At 47.7% G+C, this 18985-nt stretch carries 18 protein-coding genes; 14 read left to right on the top strand and 4 right to left on the bottom strand.

Features of this window, described 5'->3' with window-relative positions; all coding sequences use genetic code 11:
• Positions 1-213 precede the first annotated feature (213 nt).
• Positions 214-651 (top strand): hypothetical protein, encoded by a 438-nt coding sequence (locus AB0L18_RS03360; protein WP_367391166.1) that lies wholly within the window; start codon positions 214-216, stop codon positions 649-651.
• A gap of 96 nt (positions 652-747) precedes the next feature.
• A complete protein-coding gene (locus AB0L18_RS03355; protein ID WP_367391165.1) occupies positions 748-1464 on the top strand; it encodes a hypothetical protein in 717 nt (238 codons plus the stop codon).
• A 179-nt stretch (positions 1465-1643) separates the two neighbouring features.
• Here AB0L18_RS03355 and AB0L18_RS03350 read toward each other — a convergent pair whose 3' ends face one another.
• Complete coding sequence (locus tag AB0L18_RS03350; protein ID WP_367391164.1) at positions 1644-3560, bottom strand: YgiQ family radical SAM protein; 1917 nt, start codon at positions 3558-3560, stop codon at positions 1644-1646.
• A gap of 560 nt (positions 3561-4120) precedes the next feature.
• Between AB0L18_RS03350 and AB0L18_RS03345 the strand changes: the two genes are divergently transcribed.
• A complete protein-coding gene (locus AB0L18_RS03345; RefSeq protein WP_367389587.1) occupies positions 4121-5554 on the top strand; it encodes an IS4 family transposase in 1434 nt (477 codons plus the stop codon).
• 118 nt (positions 5555-5672) lie between these two features.
• Here AB0L18_RS03345 and AB0L18_RS03340 read toward each other — a convergent pair whose 3' ends face one another.
• Positions 5673-6002 (bottom strand): DUF6122 family protein, encoded by a 330-nt coding sequence (locus tag AB0L18_RS03340; RefSeq protein WP_367391163.1) that lies wholly within the window; start codon positions 6000-6002, stop codon positions 5673-5675.
• 91 nt (positions 6003-6093) lie between these two features.
• Positions 6094-8670: a protein-disulfide reductase DsbD family protein gene (locus tag AB0L18_RS03335; protein ID WP_367391162.1), complete on the bottom strand. Its 2577-nt coding sequence runs from the start codon at positions 8668-8670 to the stop codon at positions 6094-6096.
• Between the two features lie 248 nt (positions 8671-8918).
• On the opposite strand from AB0L18_RS03335, the gene AB0L18_RS03330 reads away from it, so the two are divergent.
• A complete protein-coding gene (locus AB0L18_RS03330; RefSeq protein WP_367391161.1) occupies positions 8919-9539 on the top strand; it encodes a porin family protein in 621 nt (206 codons plus the stop codon).
• A gap of 145 nt (positions 9540-9684) precedes the next feature.
• On the opposite strand, the gene era is transcribed toward AB0L18_RS03330, so the two are convergent.
• The gene (era, locus tag AB0L18_RS03325; RefSeq protein ID WP_367391160.1) at positions 9685-10575 is read right to left on the bottom strand and encodes a GTPase Era; all 891 of its coding nucleotides are present in this window, start codon (positions 10573-10575) and stop codon (positions 9685-9687) included.
• A gap of 431 nt (positions 10576-11006) precedes the next feature.
• On the opposite strand from era, the gene AB0L18_RS03320 reads away from it, so the two are divergent.
• The 10 genes from AB0L18_RS03320 to rpsS all read left to right on the top strand — a co-directional run bounded on the left by AB0L18_RS03320 (position 11007) and on the right by rpsS (position 18973).
• Entirely contained in the window at positions 11007-11441 is a 435-nt protein-coding gene (locus AB0L18_RS03320; protein WP_367391159.1) for a cytochrome B, read from the top strand.
• A gap of 934 nt (positions 11442-12375) precedes the next feature.
• On the top strand, positions 12376-12750 hold the full coding sequence (gene rpsL / locus AB0L18_RS03315) for a 30S ribosomal protein S12 (protein WP_020535263.1): 375 nt from the start codon (positions 12376-12378) through the stop codon (positions 12748-12750).
• 87 nt (positions 12751-12837) lie between these two features.
• Positions 12838-13305, top strand: a complete 468-nt coding sequence (gene rpsG / locus AB0L18_RS03310) for a 30S ribosomal protein S7 (protein ID WP_367391158.1) — start codon at positions 12838-12840, stop codon at positions 13303-13305.
• Positions 13306-13353: 48 nt separating this feature from the next.
• The gene (gene fusA / locus AB0L18_RS03305) at positions 13354-15483 is read left to right on the top strand and encodes an elongation factor G (RefSeq protein ID WP_367391157.1); all 2130 of its coding nucleotides are present in this window, start codon (positions 13354-13356) and stop codon (positions 15481-15483) included.
• A 172-nt stretch (positions 15484-15655) separates the two neighbouring features.
• Complete coding sequence (gene rpsJ / locus AB0L18_RS03300) at positions 15656-15964, top strand: 30S ribosomal protein S10 (protein WP_020535260.1); 309 nt, start codon at positions 15656-15658, stop codon at positions 15962-15964.
• 185 nt (positions 15965-16149) lie between these two features.
• The gene (rplC, locus tag AB0L18_RS03295) at positions 16150-16770 is read left to right on the top strand and encodes a 50S ribosomal protein L3 (RefSeq protein ID WP_367391156.1); all 621 of its coding nucleotides are present in this window, start codon (positions 16150-16152) and stop codon (positions 16768-16770) included.
• A gap of 61 nt (positions 16771-16831) precedes the next feature.
• Entirely contained in the window at positions 16832-17458 is a 627-nt protein-coding gene (gene rplD, locus AB0L18_RS03290) for a 50S ribosomal protein L4 (protein WP_367391155.1), read from the top strand.
• A gap of 30 nt (positions 17459-17488) precedes the next feature.
• The gene (rplW, locus tag AB0L18_RS03285) at positions 17489-17785 is read left to right on the top strand and encodes a 50S ribosomal protein L23 (RefSeq protein ID WP_367391154.1); all 297 of its coding nucleotides are present in this window, start codon (positions 17489-17491) and stop codon (positions 17783-17785) included.
• Between the two features lie 91 nt (positions 17786-17876).
• Positions 17877-18707 carry a 50S ribosomal protein L2 gene (gene rplB, locus AB0L18_RS03280; RefSeq protein ID WP_367391153.1) on the top strand — a complete coding sequence of 277 codons (831 nt, stop codon included), beginning with the start codon at positions 17877-17879 and terminating at the stop codon, positions 18705-18707.
• A gap of 2 nt (positions 18708-18709) precedes the next feature.
• A complete protein-coding gene (gene rpsS, locus AB0L18_RS03275; RefSeq protein ID WP_367391152.1) occupies positions 18710-18973 on the top strand; it encodes a 30S ribosomal protein S19 in 264 nt (87 codons plus the stop codon).
• Positions 18974-18985: the final 12 nt, after the last annotated feature.

Raw genomic sequence — 18985 nt, 5'->3', positions numbered from 1 at the left:
CGCAATATAGACGTCGGGTCGCTGGGTTACAGGGCTCGCTACTCGCTCGGCCATTTGTGGTGGCTGTCAGTATACAATGCATTGTAAACCTGGCGCCACCACAAATGTCTGGCCCGTCGGAGCCGGGCCACCCTTTCACAGCGCTAGGCCAGGGGGGGAGTAAATGCTTAGTGCTTGTAATAAGCAGGGCTGAATTTGAAGCAGTGTTTTTCAATGAATAAGCTGATTCCAATATTGTTATTAACCTCGTTGTTATTTGCCTACTGCAATAATGATCGGAAGGAAACGGTCAATTTTTTCACCAATTATCAAGAGGGCATCCGTATTGCGGCGGAAAAAGATCAACCCATATTACTGATTTTTGCGGCCTACGCTAGCCCAACTGGAAAAACATTAGGTTTCCTCTACGCTCCCGGGCTCAAGACAGTACTTGAGCAATATGTTTGTATTCTGCTCATGACCGATGACCGAAAATTAGCCGCAAACGGACAAACCAAAGGCACTATTAACGCTGAAATACAAAAGAGTTATGGCTACAATACCCAACCTTGTTTATTGAAACTGACGCCTGATCTACAGCCTATTGGCATCCCTGGCGGCTACATGAAGTCGGAGCAAGAATTGCTTGAATTTCTGGAGACGAGAGATTAGCAGTGAGTATGCTTTTTATTGAAAGGGCTGCTTGAATTATGTTAAAGCAAAACAGGAATCTCCCCACGCCGTTTTCTCTCTAAAACCATTCTATTTATGCGCTTACTCCTCATTCTTTGTTTTTGCTGCTCAGTATTGACGACTTTTGGCCAAAGTGCCGAGTATAGAATAACTACTGGCTTGGTGGGGGATCAGCTTTTTTCAGCAGGGTTCTTTGTCCGTTTTCCCGTAAATAGCACACTTACCAATGTTTTTTATATTGAGCAAAATGCGTCGATCAGCCCTTACCTTGGAATCGAAAAGCTTCACGAAAATGGCTGGCGGCAAAGCTGGAGCATTTTAAGGGCTGATTTCAGTGATGGTGATTTTTACATTGTGAACTCAGATCCAAGCCTGGGAGTCTTTGAACCTGCTTCTGGTGAAGTGAGAAAACAGATAAGCCTAAATTTACGATGGGCTTCTGGCAAAACTATTACCCCGCTTTCTGGCGAGCGTTTCGTAACGTCCCTTAGTCTTGCCGCTGACCCTTTTCTTTTGTATTATAGGTCAATCCCTAATACTTCTGCAGCTTTTCCTTTTACTTTCACACAAGTGGGTGTCACAGGTAGTCTTTTGCCCCAGTTTGAATACCGTATTACGTCACGGCTAGGGGTGGTTTTGCAAACTCCCATCACGCTAGGGCGTATTTACTGGCAAAAAGCTTACCTCCAGAACCCAGTACTCACGGAGCCACAAAAGGCCAATACCCTTACTAATGCTGAGGTTAAATTAAGACCCAACCAACTTCTGCTAGGTGTAAGCTATAAGCTGTAGACCCTTTTTAAAGTCGGAGGTGGGAAGTGGGAAGTCGGAGGTATGTGATGCCATTATGGGAAATTGAACCATCAACCATCAACCAATCAAACCAACTTTTACACCCTTACACTTTCACACCCTTCCAACCTCTCACATTCAACTACTTCCGACTTCCGATCTCCCACTTCCGACTTCGACTACCTCTTCTTCCTCCCCTGATGCCCCTTCCGGCGGGCTTTTACGCGGCCTTTGATGGTTTCGCGTTTGGCGTGGCGTTTTTTGTCTTCTAGTAGTTTTTCGACCAAATCCTCACGGTCAATGCTGATCAGTTTGTCTTTGATTTCCTGGTAGTTTTCGCGTTTGTGCCAGAAGAAAAACATGTGTTGCTGCTTTTTCTCCTTGGGGGTGCGGGCGGTATATACGGGGCGCAGGGTGTAGGGGTGCAGCCCCGTGTAGTAAGCCACCGTGGCTACCGTCATCGGAGTAGGCGTAAAGTCTTGCACTTGCTCCAGGCGGAAACCCATTTCTTTGGTTTCAGCAGCCAGATTGGCCATCTCTTCCTCCGTAGAGCCGGGGTGACTGGAGATGAAGTACGGAATTAAAGGCTGATTGAGTCCGTGCTTCTTGTTGATCTTGTCGTACTTCTCCTTAAAGGAATGAAAATGCTTAAACGAGGGCTTACGCATCATCCTGAGTGTAGCATCGCTGGTATGCTCGGGCGCAACCTTGAGGCGGCCGCTGATGTGGCAGGTGACTACTTGTTCCAGGTATTCATCCAGGCTGCCATCATTGTTTTTGTTGTAATCATCCACCAACAGGTCGTAGCGGATACCACTGCCCACGAAGGCTTTCTTCACCTCCGGGTGAGCATCTACTTTTTTGTAGAGCTCTGTCATGGGTTTGTGGCTGGTGTCGAGGTTGCTACAAATTACCGGATGGATACAGGAGGGTGCTACGCAGCGGTCGCAGATTTCCTGCACCTTGCCTTTCATCTTGTACATATTGGCCGATGGGCCGCCCAGGTCACTGATGTAACCTTTAAAATCGGGCATCTTGGTGACCACATCCACCTCTTTCATGATGGACTCCTCCGAGCGGCTGGCGATAAACTTGCCCTGGTGCGCCGAAATGGTACAGAAGCTACATCCGCCAAAACAACCCCGGTGCATGTTGACCGAAAAGCGGATCATCTCGTAAGCGGGCGGCGTACCCCGTTTCTTGTACTTGGGGTGGGGTAGGCGGGTGTAAGGCAAATCAAAAGAGGCATCAATCTCGTTTTCTATCATCGGTGGATAAGGCGGGTTGATGACCAGCAGGTGTTCTTTTACTTTTTGCGTCAAGCGGCGGGCTTGGACTTTATTGGACTCTTGCTCGATGTGCTTGAAGTTGGCGGCAAAGGCTTTCTTGTCTTTCAAGCACTTTTCGTGCGAACTCAATTCCAGTGTGTCCCAGTTTTTATTTTTGGGTGGTTCTGCTTCCCGGTCCTGAAGGAAAGCGGTCTGCGGAACGGTGTTGAGGCGATCAAATGGTACCCCACGATTTACCAGTCGGATGATCTCGCGTAGGGGCTGTTCGCCCATGCCGTAGACCAGTAAATCGGCACCACTGAGGGTCAAAATATTGGGAAACAACTCGTCTTTCCAGTAATCATAGTGCGTTACACGCCGCAAGGACGCTTCGATGCCACCAATCAATACCGGCACATCAGGATAGAGCTCTTTGAGTTTTTGCGTATAAACTACCGTCGCATAATCCGGGCGGAAACCAGCATGGCCACCAGCAGTGTAAGCGTCGGTAGAGCGCCGCCGCTTAGAGGCGGTATAATGGTTGACCATAGAGTCCATACAGCCCGAGGTGACCCCAAAGAACAAGCGTGGTCGACCAAATTTCTTAAAGTCGCGCAGGTCATCCTGCCAGTTGGGCTGAGGGATGATGGCTACCCGCAAACCTTCGCTCTCCATGATCCGACCTATGACAGCGGTACCAAAAGCAGGGTGGTCGACATAACAGTCGCCTGAGACGAGGACTACATCCACTTCCTCCCAGCCACGCATCTCTACTTCTTTCTTGGTGATGGGGAGCCAATCCGTCAAGGGGCGGTTATCATCAAACATGTTCTTGCGGCCGTGCCGTATTGAAAGTTTACAAAAAAACAAACAGACTGCAAAAGTAAGGAGAAACCAAGACTTATGCACGGATATTTAAGGGGATCGAGGGTAAACGCACGAAAATGACAAGAACGAAACAAGCGTTTAGCTTGACTTTGCCAGAGGCATGCCTTTGGCGAAAGTCCGTAGAGGTATGCGGTTCGCTTCGCGCCCCTAAGGTAGATGGTAGAGGGATAGGCTGTTCAAGCTGATCGTAAATCAGGTTGCGCGTGGCTTTAGCCCGCAACTAGTGCTTAGGGGAAGTAAGTTCTGCACAGCCCACGCTGAACAGGGGGGTAAGAGTGATTCGGGGGCTTTGCGTGAGCGATGTGGAAGGGGGGGCGACATAGAGGGAGGCCAGACGGCGACCAAAGGAAGCCGGCCGAGCGAACAGCGAGCCCTGCAACGCCTGCCTGCCATGCGCCGACTAATCTTTATACACATCGCAAGATTACGAATATATTTGTAGAGGCGTACACGATCTGCCTAAGCAATCGCAGTAATATCTACTTAATCACGTGTTAATTATGACAGCTATTAGTGTAGTATTTGATCATAAATTAGGTGATGCTCGCTTAGAAAAACGAGCAAACCGTATATTACATCAGATGATAAAAAGTGGCAGCGGTGTTCCCAATCGACTGAATACACACCATCGAGAACGAATGGGGATGAGTCGATTTTTAAATAACAATCGATTGAGTATGGATGCTCTGGTGAACAGTATTACCCAGTCTTGGTATACGGAGGAGTATGCTGACCGGGATTTATATGTCATACAAGACACGACCGACTATAATGCAATTGGCCATAAGGGGCGTTTAAGTGAGTCGGATGAGGACTTGGGGCCACTTTGGAAAGATGATACGAATCAAGAATTCGGTTTTTTTCTTCATCCCGGCCTTGTGTTGGATGGCGATAGTGGATTTCCATTGGGCTACACACACCTTCATATCTGGAATCGATGTGTAGACCAACCGAATCGACATGAGCGTAATTACAAGAGGCAGCCTATTGAGCAGAAGAGTTCTTATCGCTGGTTGGAGAGTATAGATTATAGTACACAAGTTTTAAAGGGGCATCGGGGAAAAGTTGTTCATGTCATGGATCGGGAAGGGGATATCTACGAACTCTTCGCTAAGCCAATGCCCCCCAATCATCATTTGGTTATTCGCACTAGCAAGCAGCGGGTGATTTATGACGAGTCTGACAGCAAGCATTTATTGTGGCAGTATTTAGAAGAGCAAGCTACCAAGGGACTCGTCATTGAAGTAGCTATCCCAAGACAAAAAAAGCGCAAAGCCCGAAAAGCAAAGATGGCCTTGAGTTATGGTCGGGTAGAGATTGCCCGGCCTAAAGATCGTACCAAAGCGCAAGGGCCAGACCGAATTCCATTATACTTTGTACAACTCAAAGAATTGGAACACAGCGTACCTGATGGCGAGGCTCCTGTTCATTGGACGATCTGGACGGATATGGTCATTGAAAATGAGCATCAAGCATTGAAAATTGTCGATATCTACCAAAATAGATGGAATATTGAGGAGCTTTTTAGCTTGTTAAAAACCAAAGGGCTAGAATGCGAATCCGCTCAGGTTGAATCAGGCATTGCTATGAAACGACTCGTGATCATGGCCATGCAGGCGGCATTGCATTTATTACAATTGCTCAAAGACCGCGACCATGTCTACCAAGAAAAGGCTACATTACTAATCGATACGCAGGATCTGACTTTCGTGGAACTACTTATTCCGATCTATGAGGGTCAAACCCAAAAGCAAAAAAATCCCCACCCTCCTGAGTCCTTGGCTCGATTGGCATGGTTAATCGGCAGAATGGGGGGGTACAGTGGCTACAAAAGCCAGTCGCCACCAGGGCCAAAAACCATGCGCTGGGGATGGCGAAGATTTCAGGAGCAACTCTCCGCTTGGCGAATTGTCAATCAAATTAAGCTTGATTAAATGTGTATAAAGATTAGCATGCGCCGAGCAGGCAGGTAGCGACCACGAAGTGGGCACGCCCTAAAAAAAACTAAAAATTGCTTTATCGATTTTTTTCGATGAGGTCGGACTCCTCCCATCACATCCACCAACAATCCTGATAGTCTGTCAGCATGTGTAGCAGCAAACCCAGTGCGATGATGCGAAACCGAGGCACAAAAAACAATACCGCGTAGACGGCTATGGCGTAATACGAGTGCAGTGGATGAAAGCCAATGCTGCAACGATTGGGGTCAAAAAGGGGATCGGCCAGAAGGTGGTCAAGGTCTACCAGCATGGTCGCGATCATGATCCACCAAGCGCGTTGCCAGTTGGGTCGGAAAAAGAACCACGCCAATAACCCCGGCACCAGGAAATGCCCCGAATAATGGACGATGGCTTGTGCCATGTTGATGTAGTCGTGGTTCATGTGTCACAATTGATTATTTACGAAAAAAACAATTCCCCACGACGGTTAGGAGGTGGGGAATTGTTTTTGGTACGCCGAGGGTAAGTTGCGTTTATTTGGACAAGCGGCGGAAGTTTTCTAATCCGCACCGCAAAAAATCGGCATATTCTGCCACATCCGGAGTGTAATTCACCGGGCTATTGAGGCGTTGCCCGTCGGGGCTGATCAATACGTACTGTGGCTGTGAATTTTGGTTGAAGTAGATCTGCTGGAAATGTGCCCATTTTTCGCCTACTTCGTCCAGTTCGCGTTCACGGCCGCTGGTGGTGGTGACGGTCATGGGCTCTTCCAAGGCCTTCTTGTCATCCACGTAGAGACTGATCACCACATAGTCGTCTTTCAGATAGGGATAGACTTCTGCTTCGGGCCACACGTTTTCTTCCATCCTGCGGCAGTTCACACAAGCATAACCCGTAAAGTCCAGCATCACAGGCTTGTTGTTTTCTTTGGCGAAAGCCAAACCTTCTTCCAGGTCTTTGAAACAATCCAGCTGCTGTGGGCAATCACAAGGCCGCCAGAAACTGTAGCATACTGGTGGTGCCAGACCACTGAGTAAGGTCAGGGGACGGTAGCTATTTGACGTTTCATTTACCCGGAAACCCGTCACCAAATAGGCAACAAAGGCAACCGCCAAAACAGCCAGCCCTACCCGGATAGGAGACAACTTTGTTATCGGACTATCGTGCGGAAATTTGATCTTGCCAAACAGGTAAAGCGCCAGTCCGATACCAATCAAAATCCAAAGCCCCAGGAAGAGCTCGATTTTGAGGAAACCCCAGTGGTCTACCAAGTCGGCGTTGGAGAGGAACTTGAGGGCCAAGGCCAGTTCTATAAAACCAAGTACCACTTTCACGGTATTGAGCCAGCCGCCTGAGCGCGGCAGTGATTTCATCATGCCCGGGAACGCTGCAAACACGGCAAAAGGCAAGGCCAGCGCCAAACCAAAACCACCCATGCCTGCGGTGAGCTGCATTGCGCCTCCGTCGCCACTAAGCGCACCCACCAGCAAGGATCCCAGAATAGGCCCCGTACACGAGAAGGAAACCAGCGCCAATGTGAGGGCCATGAAGAAAATACCAATTATACCACCAGAGCCCTCTGCCGAGCTGGCCTTGTTGGTCCAGCTTTCGGGCACCGTGAGTTCAAAGTACCCAAAGAAGCTGATGGCAAAGACAATGAATATCGCAAAGAAGAAAATATTGAGCGGAACGGAAGTCGAAATCTTGTTGAGTATATCCGGGTCGATGGTGTCCATTAAATGGAAAGGGATACTGAGTAGCAGGTACACGAGGAAGATAAAGAAGCCGTAGAGCAAGGCATTAGAGACTCCCTTCTTGCGTGTAGTAGCGCTTTTGGTAAAGAAGCTGACGGTCAGTGGAATCATCGGAAATACACAAGGCGTCAGCAGCGCAATCAATCCCCCCAGAAAACCCAGGCCAAAAATCTGCCAGATGCCTTTGCCGGATTCTACCGTTACTTCATCGTTGCATTCTCCTAAAGTCTCGGTATTTGCGATGGCCAGTTGGAAAGCATCGCTACCATAACTTTTGGTTATACTGACAGGAGGGGGTGTTGTTTCAGTGGCATCTGTAGGTGCAGGTATAGGGTCACCGATGGTAACACTCAAAGGGTTGAAGCTGATCGCAAAGTCGGTATTCATGGGGATGCAGCGCGTATCGTCGCAGCTCATGTATTCGATCGTACCTTTCAGAGGCTTTTCGCCGGTGCTGCGGTTGCTGAATTTAACGGGGCCGTGCTCGTATTTTTTGACAATCACGCCAAACACTGGGTCCATGCCTTCTTTCAAATCACCACTTTCCTGAAAAGGGAGGAGTACCTCCTCTTCGCCTTGCTGGATATAGAATGCCGTTGGGATAGGGCCATTGTCTTCCGTGCCCTGGCTGTAGAGGTTCCAGCCTTCCTGAAGCTTAGCAATAAAGGTGATATCGTAATCCTGGTCACCGTATTGGTCTACTTGTACTTCCCAGCGCACAGGCTGTAGGATGGACGCCGTAGCCGTTGATGCTTCTATGGCTTTGGCCGAAGTGATGGGCTGCCCGCCACGAGTGGAGGCTTGGGCTACCGCTTCTTCTACTTGTTGGGCTGCTTTGTCGGTGTTGGGAACTGCCTCTGCGCGTTCATTTTTTGGTGTGCTGGTAGGCGCAGCGGCGGCAGTTGGCTCCAGTTTAAAACTAAAATCGATCTCGGTAGGAGGGAGGCAACGCTCATCATCGCAGGTCATAAATTCCAACCAGCCGGCAATGGGCTTGCTGTAGTCCGTAACTTTTACCTTCTGGGTGAAAACGACAGGTCCTTTGGGAAACTTGATAACGTTGACATTATCAAACAAAGGGTCTGGGCCTTCTTTTTTCTTGCCTTTTTCAGCAACAGCTCCTACGCGTTGGTAATGATCACCATTGTCGAAGTTGAAGGAAGTAGGAACGGGGCCTGAATCATCGGTAAACTGAGAGTAAATACTCCATCCAGCATCCATCCGTGCGGTAAAGATCAGGTTAAACTCATCGTTGCCAATTGATTCGCTGGTCATTTCCCACTTTACGGGTTCCAGAATTTGGCTCCAGCCAAAACTACAAAGCATTGATAATGCCAGGGTATAGAAAAACTTCATAGGTAGGTAGCGTTGAAAAAAACGTATTTACACCATAGAATATAGGGCGTTTACAAAAATACGGCGCGAAGATCGGAAAGTTTATTTGCTTTAAAAGGATAAGAAAACATTAACAGTTGGATTGTAGGTGAAACGACGAAGCTACCTTTTGTTTTTTTGATAAAAAAATACACTGTTAAAAGCAATTTTACCATATATCGTAATTCAAATTGACGTTTTAGTGGAAACTATTCCTAAAATAATCCAATATGAAACGTTTATTTTTTCTTTTGCTATTGGCACTTTTTGTAACCACCACTAGCCCTTACGCTCAGGTTCAGTTTGGTGTAAAAGCAGGCTTACACATCAGTCACGTCGACGAGCTACTGAGCAATAAGGATTTAGAGGGATTTCTCATAGAAGAGAATGCAGTCAAGGCAGCCCCCCAGCTAGGGTTGATGATGTCGGTTCCTCTTACTCAACGCATTAACCTTCAGCCAGAGTTGCTCTGGACTCGAAAAAATTGGCAGCATAAGGAATTTAAAGATGGCTTGCGCTTCGATTATTTATCTCTCCCTGTACTTTTCGGATACCAGGCTGGCAATTGGCGACTAAATTTAGGGCCTGAACTAACCTTCCTGATGGATCAGCGCTTTACAAACGGAAATGGAAAGAGTCCCTTCGTTCAAGAAAAAAACCTCGGCGTAGCCGCCAATCTCGGCGTTCAGTACCATCTTAACCACTGGATAGTTGGCTTGCGTGCCAATCGCGACTTGAACGATTTTCAAAGCATTACACTCACCGACGTCAATGGAACGTCAATTGTCGACCTCAAATACTACCACCAAGGACTCACCCTTTGGGTAGGCTATCAGCTCGCGCAGCAGTAGTATCAGCCTTACTTTTGTCGGGCAAATTCGTGAATTTGCCCTGACCAACCCGCGCATAATAATCTCTTACAATCCCTCATATGGTTCAAAAAAAACAAAAAACCTTAAGTGCCCTTAAATGCCTTATGTGGTTCAAAACCCACCCTTAATACCCAAACCGCTTCAACGATTGCTCATCATCGCGCCAGTTTTCCTTTACTTTCACGTGCAGCTCCAGGAATACTTTGGCCTCTAAGAAGGTCTCCAATGACATCCGCGCGGCAGTACCCAGTTGCTTGATCGAAACACCGCCTTTGCCGATAATAATGCTCTTTTGCGTAGCCCGCATCACAAAGATAGTGGCCGCAATACGAACCAGATCTTCCCCGCGGTTGGTCTGGGTTTCCTTAAAGGAGTCGACGACCACCTCTACCGAATAGGGGATTTCCTGGTGGTAAATCTCCAGGATCTTCTCCCTTACAATCTCACTTACAAAGAAGCGCTCCGGCCGATCCGTCAATTGATCCTTGGGATAGTAGGCTGGCCCCTCCGGCAGGCTTTCCGTAATCACTTTCAGCAAACCCGCCGTACCCTGCTGGTGCAGTGCCGACAGTGGGAAAATCTCCTTAAAAGGAATCCGCTTTTGCCATTCCTGGATTTTGGCCACCACCTCCTGCTGGTTAGAGAGATCGATTTTGTTGAGGACCAAAAAGATGGGCGCCTTTATATTACGGAGCTGCTGCATGATGGGGTCATCATCCTTAAACACCTCGTCGATACCTGTCACGAAGAGCATGATATCGGCGTCATCAAAGGTCGTTTCCACAAAGCGGTTCATCGCCTCCTGCATTTTGTAGGCCGGATCACTGATGATCCCAGGCGTGTCACTGAACACAATCTGGAAATCGTCGCCACTGAGCAAGCCGATGATCCGGTGCCGGGTTGTTTGCGGTTTAGCCGTGATGATCGACATCCGCTCGCCCACCAAGGCATTCATCAAGGTGGATTTGCCCGCGTTGGGCCTGCCAATAATATTTACAAATCCAGATCTGTGCATGGAGGAAAAAGTTTTCGTTGCTGTGTTCGTAAAATAGGATAATGATGTACTCAAACTTTTTGTACGAGGTACGAGGTACGAGGTATAGGGCATAGAGACTTTGATGCTCGTAAAATTGAGCTGTACCATCTTTTATTATTTGCCCGCGTAGAGAGATACTCGTCCGTCCGTCTCTACTGAAAATTTTAGCAAAGGTAAGGTTTTCTGGGAACGAGATGGGATTACAAAGAAGCATTGATCCCAACCTCGCTTCTTTTTTGCATTAGATTTTTTTCACCTCATTGCTTCTCAATATCCCTCTACGCTCTACCTGAAATCTCCTGTCCGACTGGCCAGGCGGGCTCTACGGCTTTTGCCGCAAGCCAAAAGTCCAGACAAGCACCATAATACCCTGATATCTTTCCTATATTTACCACCAAAATCTCACTATTATGTACAATATGCTCGTTCACGCCCATTCGGGTCTGCGTTGGTTGGTCCTGATCTTTTTGGTTTTGGCCATCGTCACTGCCTGGGGCAAGTGGTCTAAACAAACCGCTTATCCCGATGGCAAACTTCCGCTGCTGGGCTTCATCTTCACCCATGTACAGCTGCTCTTGGGCCTGATCCTCTACTTTATCAGCCCCAAAGTACAATTCGCCGGTGGGGTCATGAAGGACAGTATGCTTCGCTTCTACACGGTAGAGCACATGAGCCTCATGTTGCTGGCCATCGCCCTCATCACCGTAGGCTACATCAAGGCCAAGAAGCAAATCCCCCAACCACTGGGGCACCGTACCATCGTTCGGTACTACGTTATCGGTCTGGCACTTATTCTGGTCAGCATTCCCTGGCCGTTCCGCGATCTGGGGGCGGGCTGGTTCTAAGAATCTCAGGTTTCCATCACCAAGGGAGAGTATCTGCGGCCAACGTAGGGCTCTCCCTTGGTGTTTTCGGCGAGGGGGAGCCCTACAAATCTTAAAAATCGCCTTATCGATTCTTTTCGATGAGGCGACTGGGTTTTTAGTTACCCGCACCAAAAGACTGGTCTTTATAACAAGCCAGTCCATATTTTGGGCAGCTGGCTCCGCCACCGCGCTATCCGTTCTTAGGGGTCGGCGAAAAATAAGTTCCCCATTTCAGGCTAGAGATTTTTGTGCTGAACGAGGCGCGAAGACCGCGCATAGTCAAAGCTACGCAAGGGATGAGCAACGAAGTTCAGTGCCAAAAGATCAGCATTAAAGGGAGGAAGTTATTTTTCGCCGACCCCTTATCTCCCTCCGGTCGGTACCACTTCTATCGCTGCTGCTTGCGCCCTCCGGGCACTTTGCTCTCCCAATGGAAGATCCCGATTTGCTACGCACCTTTAAACAAGGAGGCTAAGGGGTAAATAAAATCTTTTTTTACCCACGCTTTTTCGTCATCAGGCAAGACAAAAGCCAGCAGTACCAATTATTAATAAGTTTTTCATCCTCAATGGCTAAGAATTATTGTTGGCACTACAGGTTATTTGTGCAAATAATATTCGTCACTTTTGCGGCGCTACCGATCACTTGCCGTGGCTACTATCCCATCCTGAAAAGCTCAGCTGAATTTCCTTCTGAAAAAGTTTACTACCCTTTTGGTTTTCAAAGAATAAAGCGTACCTTTGCATTCGCTTTTTCGCAAGGGATGTTCCCCGCAATAATGTCGGATACATTTTCCTTGAACACATACCGGGCAGAGCGGGCTTATAATAAATTAAGTTTCAACTGTTTGGTGTAGGCCTCTGGCAAGACCGAGGAACTGTGTAAAGTGACCTTTATTTAATTAAAGCAGCGTATGCCTACTATTAATCAACTTGTGCGGAAAGGCCGCACGCAGATTGTGACCAAGAGCAAGTCACGCGCCCTGGACTCATGTCCTCAGAAGCGTGGTGTATGTACTCGTGTATACACAACCACTCCTAAGAAACCAAACTCTGCCCTACGTAAGGTAGCCAAAGTGCGCCTGACCAATGGCATTGAGGTAATTGCCTATATCCCAGGGGAAGGCCATAACCTACAGGAACACTCAATCGTACTGATCCGTGGTGGTCGTGTGAAAGATTTACCTGGTGTACGTTACACTATCGTACGTGGTGCCTTGGATACTGCGGGTGTAAACGATCGTAAAAAGAGTCGCTCTAAGTACGGAACTAAGCGTCCTAAGAGCTAAAAACGTTTATGTTTCCTTGTCCGTCCAGTAGCTACTGATCGGGCCGCCGCCATTTATTTAACCGGCAGAAACCGCTAATAAAGAACAATGAGGAAAAGAAAGCCAAAAGTAAGAATTATTGCTCCCGATCCCCGCTACGGTGACGAGATGGTAACTCAGTTTGTAAACATGATGATGTTGGAAGGCCGTAAGAGCGCCGCATTCAAAGTGTTCTACGACGCAATGGACATCATTAAGGAGCGTACAGAATCAGACGAACACGCCGTGTGGAAAAAAGCATTGAACAATGCTATGCCACAAGTGGAAGTACGTTCTCGCCGTATCGGTGGAGCTACCTTCCAGATTCCTACCGAAATTCGCGCTAAGCGCAAATTGTCTATCGGTATGAAGTGGGTGATCAAGTTCGCTCGCCAGCGTTCTGGTAAAGGAATGGCCGAAAAAATGGCCGCTGAGCTGATCGCAGCTAGCAAAGGAGAAGGAGCAGCCGTAAAGCGTAAGGAAGATACCCACCGTATGGCGGAATCTAACCGTGCCTTTGCTCACTTCCGTGTGTAATTCTTTTGAACATATTTTTAATTTATAACGCCCGAACAGGGAACCATCATGGCTAAGGATCTCACTTATACGAGAAACATTGGCATTGCCGCTCACATCGACGCCGGAAAGACTACCACTACCGAGCGCGTCCTATTCTACACCGGACTAAGCCACAAGATTGGCGAAGTACACGACGGTGCAGCTACTATGGACTGGATGGAGCAGGAGCAGGAGCGTGGAATCACCATCACCTCTGCAGCCACCAAAACTTCCTGGAAATGGAAGGATATGGACTATGCTGTTAATATCATTGACACTCCAGGACACGTTGACTTTACCGTAGAGGTAAACCGTTCACTTCGTGTTTTAGATGGTCTGGTATTCCTGTTCTGTGCAGTTTCAGGTGTTGAGCCACAGTCAGAAACCAACTGGCGCCTGGCTGACAACTACAAAGTACCACGTATTGGATTTGTTAATAAAATGGACCGCTCTGGTGCCGATTTCTTTAACGTTGTAAACGACGTACAAGAGAAATTGGGTTCTAAAGCTATTCCACTGCAAATTCCAATCGGAGCTGAAGAAACCTTCATGGGTGTAGTTGACTTGATTACTAATCAGGCAATTACCTGGAATGAGGATGATTATGGTATGACCTTCGAGGTTATCGATATGCCAGCTGATCTGGTTGATACCGCTGCTGAATGGCGTGAAAAGCTTTTGGAAGCAGTTGCTGAATACGATGAGTCATTGATGGAGAAATTCTTCGAAGATCCTAATTCTATAACTGAAGACGAAATGCGTAAAGCCGTTCGTGAAGCAGTAATGGACATGGCTTTCGTTCCAATGATGTGTGGTACTGCCTTCAAAAACAAAGGTGTACAGGCTGTATTGGATGCAGTATGTGCTTACTTGCCTTCACCGTTGGATATCGAAGCAATCGTAGGTACCAACCCTGAAACAGAAAAGGAAGAGAAGCGCCGTCCTTCTAACGACGAGCCTTTCGCTGCCTTGGCATTCAAAATTGCTACCGATCCTTTCGTAGGTCGTTTGGCCTTTATGCGAGTATACTCTGGTGTACTGGATGCAGGTAGCTATGTATACAACAGTCGTTCCGATAGTAAGGAGCGTATCTCTCGTATCTACCAGATGCACGCTAACAAGCAGAACAGCATCCCTCGTGTAGAAGCTGGTGATATCGCTGCGGCGGTAGGTTTCAAGGACATCCGTACGGGTGATACGCTTTGTGACCTCGACCACCCGATCGTTTTGGAATCTATGGTGTTCCCTGATCCCGTAATCGGTATCGCGGTAGAGCCTAAGACCCAAAAAGACCTTGATAAGCTGGGTATGTCTTTAGCCAAATTGGCGGAAGAGGATCCTACCTTTAAGGTTCGTTACGACGAAGATACCAACCAGACCATCATTAGTGGTATGGGTGAGCTTCACTTGGAGATCATCATTGATCGTCTTAAGCGTGAATTCAAAGTTGAATGTAACGTTGGTGAGCCACAGGTTACTTACAAAGAAGCACTACAAACCACCGTTTCTCACCGTGAGCGCTTGAAGAAGCAGTCTGGTGGTTCTGGTTTGTTCGCCGATATGGAATTCGAACTTGGCCCTGCCGACGAAGAATTCTTGGAAAGCGAGGATTTCAAAGCAGGTAAGGTTAAACTGCAGTTCGATTGGGGCATCGTTGGTGGTGCTATCGACAAGAACTACCAGAAGCCTATCCGCGATGGTTTCACCGCAATGATGAACAACGGTATCTTGGCAGGTTACAACATCGATAGCATGAAAGTACGCGTCTATGACGGTAGCATGCACTCGGTGGATAGTAAGCCAATTGCCTTCGAATTGTGTGCTAAAGAAGGCTTTAGAGCTGCTGCACCCAAGACGAACCCTATACTGTTGGAGCCGATCATGAAGTTAGAGATTATCACTCCGGAAGAATACGTAGGTAACGTTATCGGTGACTTGAACCGTCGCCGTGGTTTACCGAAAGGCCAACAGCCTCGTTCTGGTGGAGCGATTTCTATCACCGCCGATGTGCCACTGGCAGAAATGTTCGGTTATGTGACGGATCTACGTACGATCACTTCTGGTCGTGCCAACTCTTCCATGGAATTCTCTCACTACGCTGCCGCTCCAAGTGGTATCGCTAAGGAGGTAATGGAAAAAGCCAACGGTAACAGCTAATTCAAGCTGTTGAATGAGTATACCGCTTCGGCGGAGGATAAAAACATTAAGAAAGCCAAAAGTGGCGAATCTTATCTAATTTAAAATAGGACTGGTGAGCAAGCTGCGTAGCTATTAAACGTGCGCAGCTTGCAAGCCGTTTTACTTCATAACTTGACAATTAGAAGCTGGCATGAATCAGAAAATTCGTATCAAGCTCCGTTCTTACGACCATAACCTCGTTGATAAATCAACTGAGAAAATTGTAAAAACGGTGAAAAACAGTGGTGCCATAGTAACTGGCCCGATTCCGCTGCCCACCGAGAAAAAAATCTTTACCGTGCTCCGTTCACCGCACGTCAACAAGAAGTCCCGGGAGCAGTTTCAGTTACGCACTCACAAGCGCCTTATTGAAATTTACACGCCTACGCAAAAAACAGTCGATGCTTTATCGAAGCTAGAACTGCCCAGTGGTGTGGACATTCAAGTAAAGTTGACGTAGTCAGGGAGTATCCCCTCGCTATCAAACATTTAGATCAACAACAAATGTTGGTCTTCATTAAAAGAATCTGTTACACGTAGTGTAATTAGATGTCAAATAGAAAGCAAAATCAGAAGTAAGCTTCTTGAAACTGCTAGCTGTTTTTCGCTAATTACCAGTGCGTGTCACTATAAAATTCGATAACGATGAACGGAATTATCGGAAAGAAGGTCGGAATGACCAGTATCTTCGACGAAGCTGGTCGTAATATCGCTTGTACAGTAGTAGAAGCGGGCCCTTGTGTAGTTACACAAGTTAAGAACGAAGAATCCGACGGTTACTCAGCGCTTCAGCTGGGCTTTGGTGATGCCAAAGAGAAAAACACATCACAACCCCTCCAAGGGCATTTCGAGAAAGCAGGTACGGATCCCAAGCGTCGTTTGGTCGAGTTCCGCGACGCTAAAATGGAAAAGAAGGCAGGTGAAACCATCACCGTCGACGAAGTATTCGTTGAAGGCGATGTCATCAATGCTGTCGGTGTTTCCAAGGGTAAAGGTTTCCAGGGGGTAGTTAAGCGTCACAGCTTCCGCGGTGTGAACGATGCTACGCACGGTCAGCACAACCGCCAACGCGCTCCGGGTTCGATCGGTGCAGCGTCTTACCCAGCACGGGTATTCAAAGGTATGCGCATGGCCGGCCGTGACGGTGGTTCACGGGTGAAGGTGAAGAACCTCAAAGTAATGAAGATCTTCCCTGAGCAGAACCTCATCCTTCTTAAGGGTGCAGTTCCCGGGCACAAAGGTGCTTACATTATCCTGGAAAAATAATTTTGAAAACGCTTTTAGTTGTTCCTACAGGAAGGGCTAAAAACTAGATAAATCCGTAGTGATGAAACTCGATGTTTTAAATATCAAAGGCGAGCAAACGGGACGCACCGTAGAGCTATCCGACGAGATCTTCGGACAAACGCCCAACGAGCATGCGGTTTACCTGGCAGTTAAGCAATACTTAGCTCATCAGCGCCAGGGTACGCACAAGGCGAAAGAACGTGGTGAAATCGCTGGTTCTACACGCAAGTTGCACCGTCAGAAAGGTACAGGTGGTTCACGTAAGGGTAGTATCAACAGCCCTGTGTTCCGCGGTGGAGGCCGGGTATTCGGTCCTCGCCCACGCAATTACGAATTACGCCTCAACAAGAAGTTGAAGACGTTGGCTCGTGTGTCTGCACTTTCTTCTAAAGCCAGTGCCGGTTCTATTATGATTCTGGAAGATTTCTCTTTCGATGCGCCAAAGACCAAAGAGTTCAAGGCCATTTTGAGCAATCTGAAAGTAGATGGTAAAAAGGCTCTACTCGTAACGGCAGAAATGGAAAACACCTTGTTGCTTTCCAGCCGTAACCTTAAGAAGGCAGCAGTAGCACGTGCTATTGACCTGAACGTGTATCAGATTTTGAATAGCGATACCATTGTGCTTTCAGAAAGTGCTGTGGCAAAGCTTCAGGAATCAATTGCATAATCCGGGCTTGTACCCGTAAATGATAAAGCAATGGCAAAGCCAATTTTAATCAAACCACTAATTACCGAGAAAGCAGAAACGCTTTCTGAAGGCCTCAACAAGTACAGCTTCGTTGTTGCTAAAGGAGCTAATAAAGTGGAAATCCGTAAGGCAGTGCAGGATATGTACGGCGTAAATGTTACGTCTGTAAATACTGCAATCATGCCAGGAAAAGCAAAGAATAGAACGACCAAATCGGGTGTTCTCAAAGGCCGGGTGGCTGCTTACAAAAAAGCAGTAGTAACCTTGGTTGAAGGAGAAGAAATCGATTTCTTCGGAGACATTTAATTTTTTAAAATACCCCGGGGTGGGGATCCTCAGCCGATCGTCTGGTCGTTGATCCTGCTGAGTCCGAGATCCCGGGATGATGAGCAAAGTTATGCCAGTTAAAAAGTATCGTCCGTTAACACCTGGTTTGCGTACCCGCGTAGGGAATGCATTCACAGAGTTGACGAATGACAAGCCGGAAAAGACGCTGCTTGCTCCCCTGAAAAAGTCAGGTGGACGTAATGGTACGGGAAAAATGACCGTACGTCAGCGTGGTGGTGGACACAAGCGTCGCTACCGTATGATTGATTTCAAGCGCAATCGTGATGGTGTTGCAGCTACTGTAAAGACGATCGAATACGATCCGAACCGTACTGCTTTCATCGCTTTGCTGGAATATCCTGATGGCGAAAAGCGCTATATCATCGCCCCTCAAGGGTTGAAGGTAGGTGCTACCGTTGAATCAGGCCCAGGAGTTGCCCCTCTTGTGGGTAATACCATGTTGCTGAGTGAAATCCCTTTGGGATCTGCGATCCATGCTATTGAACTTCAGCCAGGTAAAGGTGCCGCATTGGCACGTTCTGCTGGTACAAACGGTACCTTGATGGGCCGTGAAGGTCGTTACGCTTCGGTGAAGCTGCCTTCTGGTGAAGTTCGTCGTATTCTCTTGACTTGCCGTGCTACGATCGGTAACACTTCTAACCCGGATCACGGACTAGAAGTACTCGGTAAAGCGGGTCGTAAGCGTTGGTTGGGTCGCCGTCCTCGTGTTCGTGGTGTAGCCATGAACCCTGTCGATCACCCCATGGGTGGTGGTGAAGGACGCGCTTCTGGAGGACACCCACGTTCTCGTACGGGTATTATGGCCAAAGGTCAGAAGACACGTAACAACAAGAAGCACTCTACCAAATTAATTATTAGCAAGCGTAAAACTAAGAAATAGAGATGGCTAGATCAATTCGCAAAGGGCCTTACGTATTCCACAAGCTTTTGAAGAAAGTGGAAATATCTAAAGCGTCCAGCAAAAAGAAAGTGATCAAAACTTGGTCCCGCTCATCCATGATCATTCCGGATATGGTAGGGGAGACGATCGCTGTCCATAATGGTAAAATCCACGTTCCTGTTTATGTAACAGAAAACATGGTAGGCCATAAATTGGGCGAATTCGCTCCTACGCGGAGCTTTAAAGGTCATACCGGTAACCGGTAATTGTAAATAAAA

Source organism: Lewinella sp. LCG006 (assembly GCF_040784935.1).
GTDB lineage: Bacteria > Bacteroidota > Bacteroidia > Chitinophagales > Saprospiraceae > Lewinella.
Note: the sequence above shows the minus strand (reverse complement) of the source record. Positions and strands in the feature narration are given on the sequence as shown.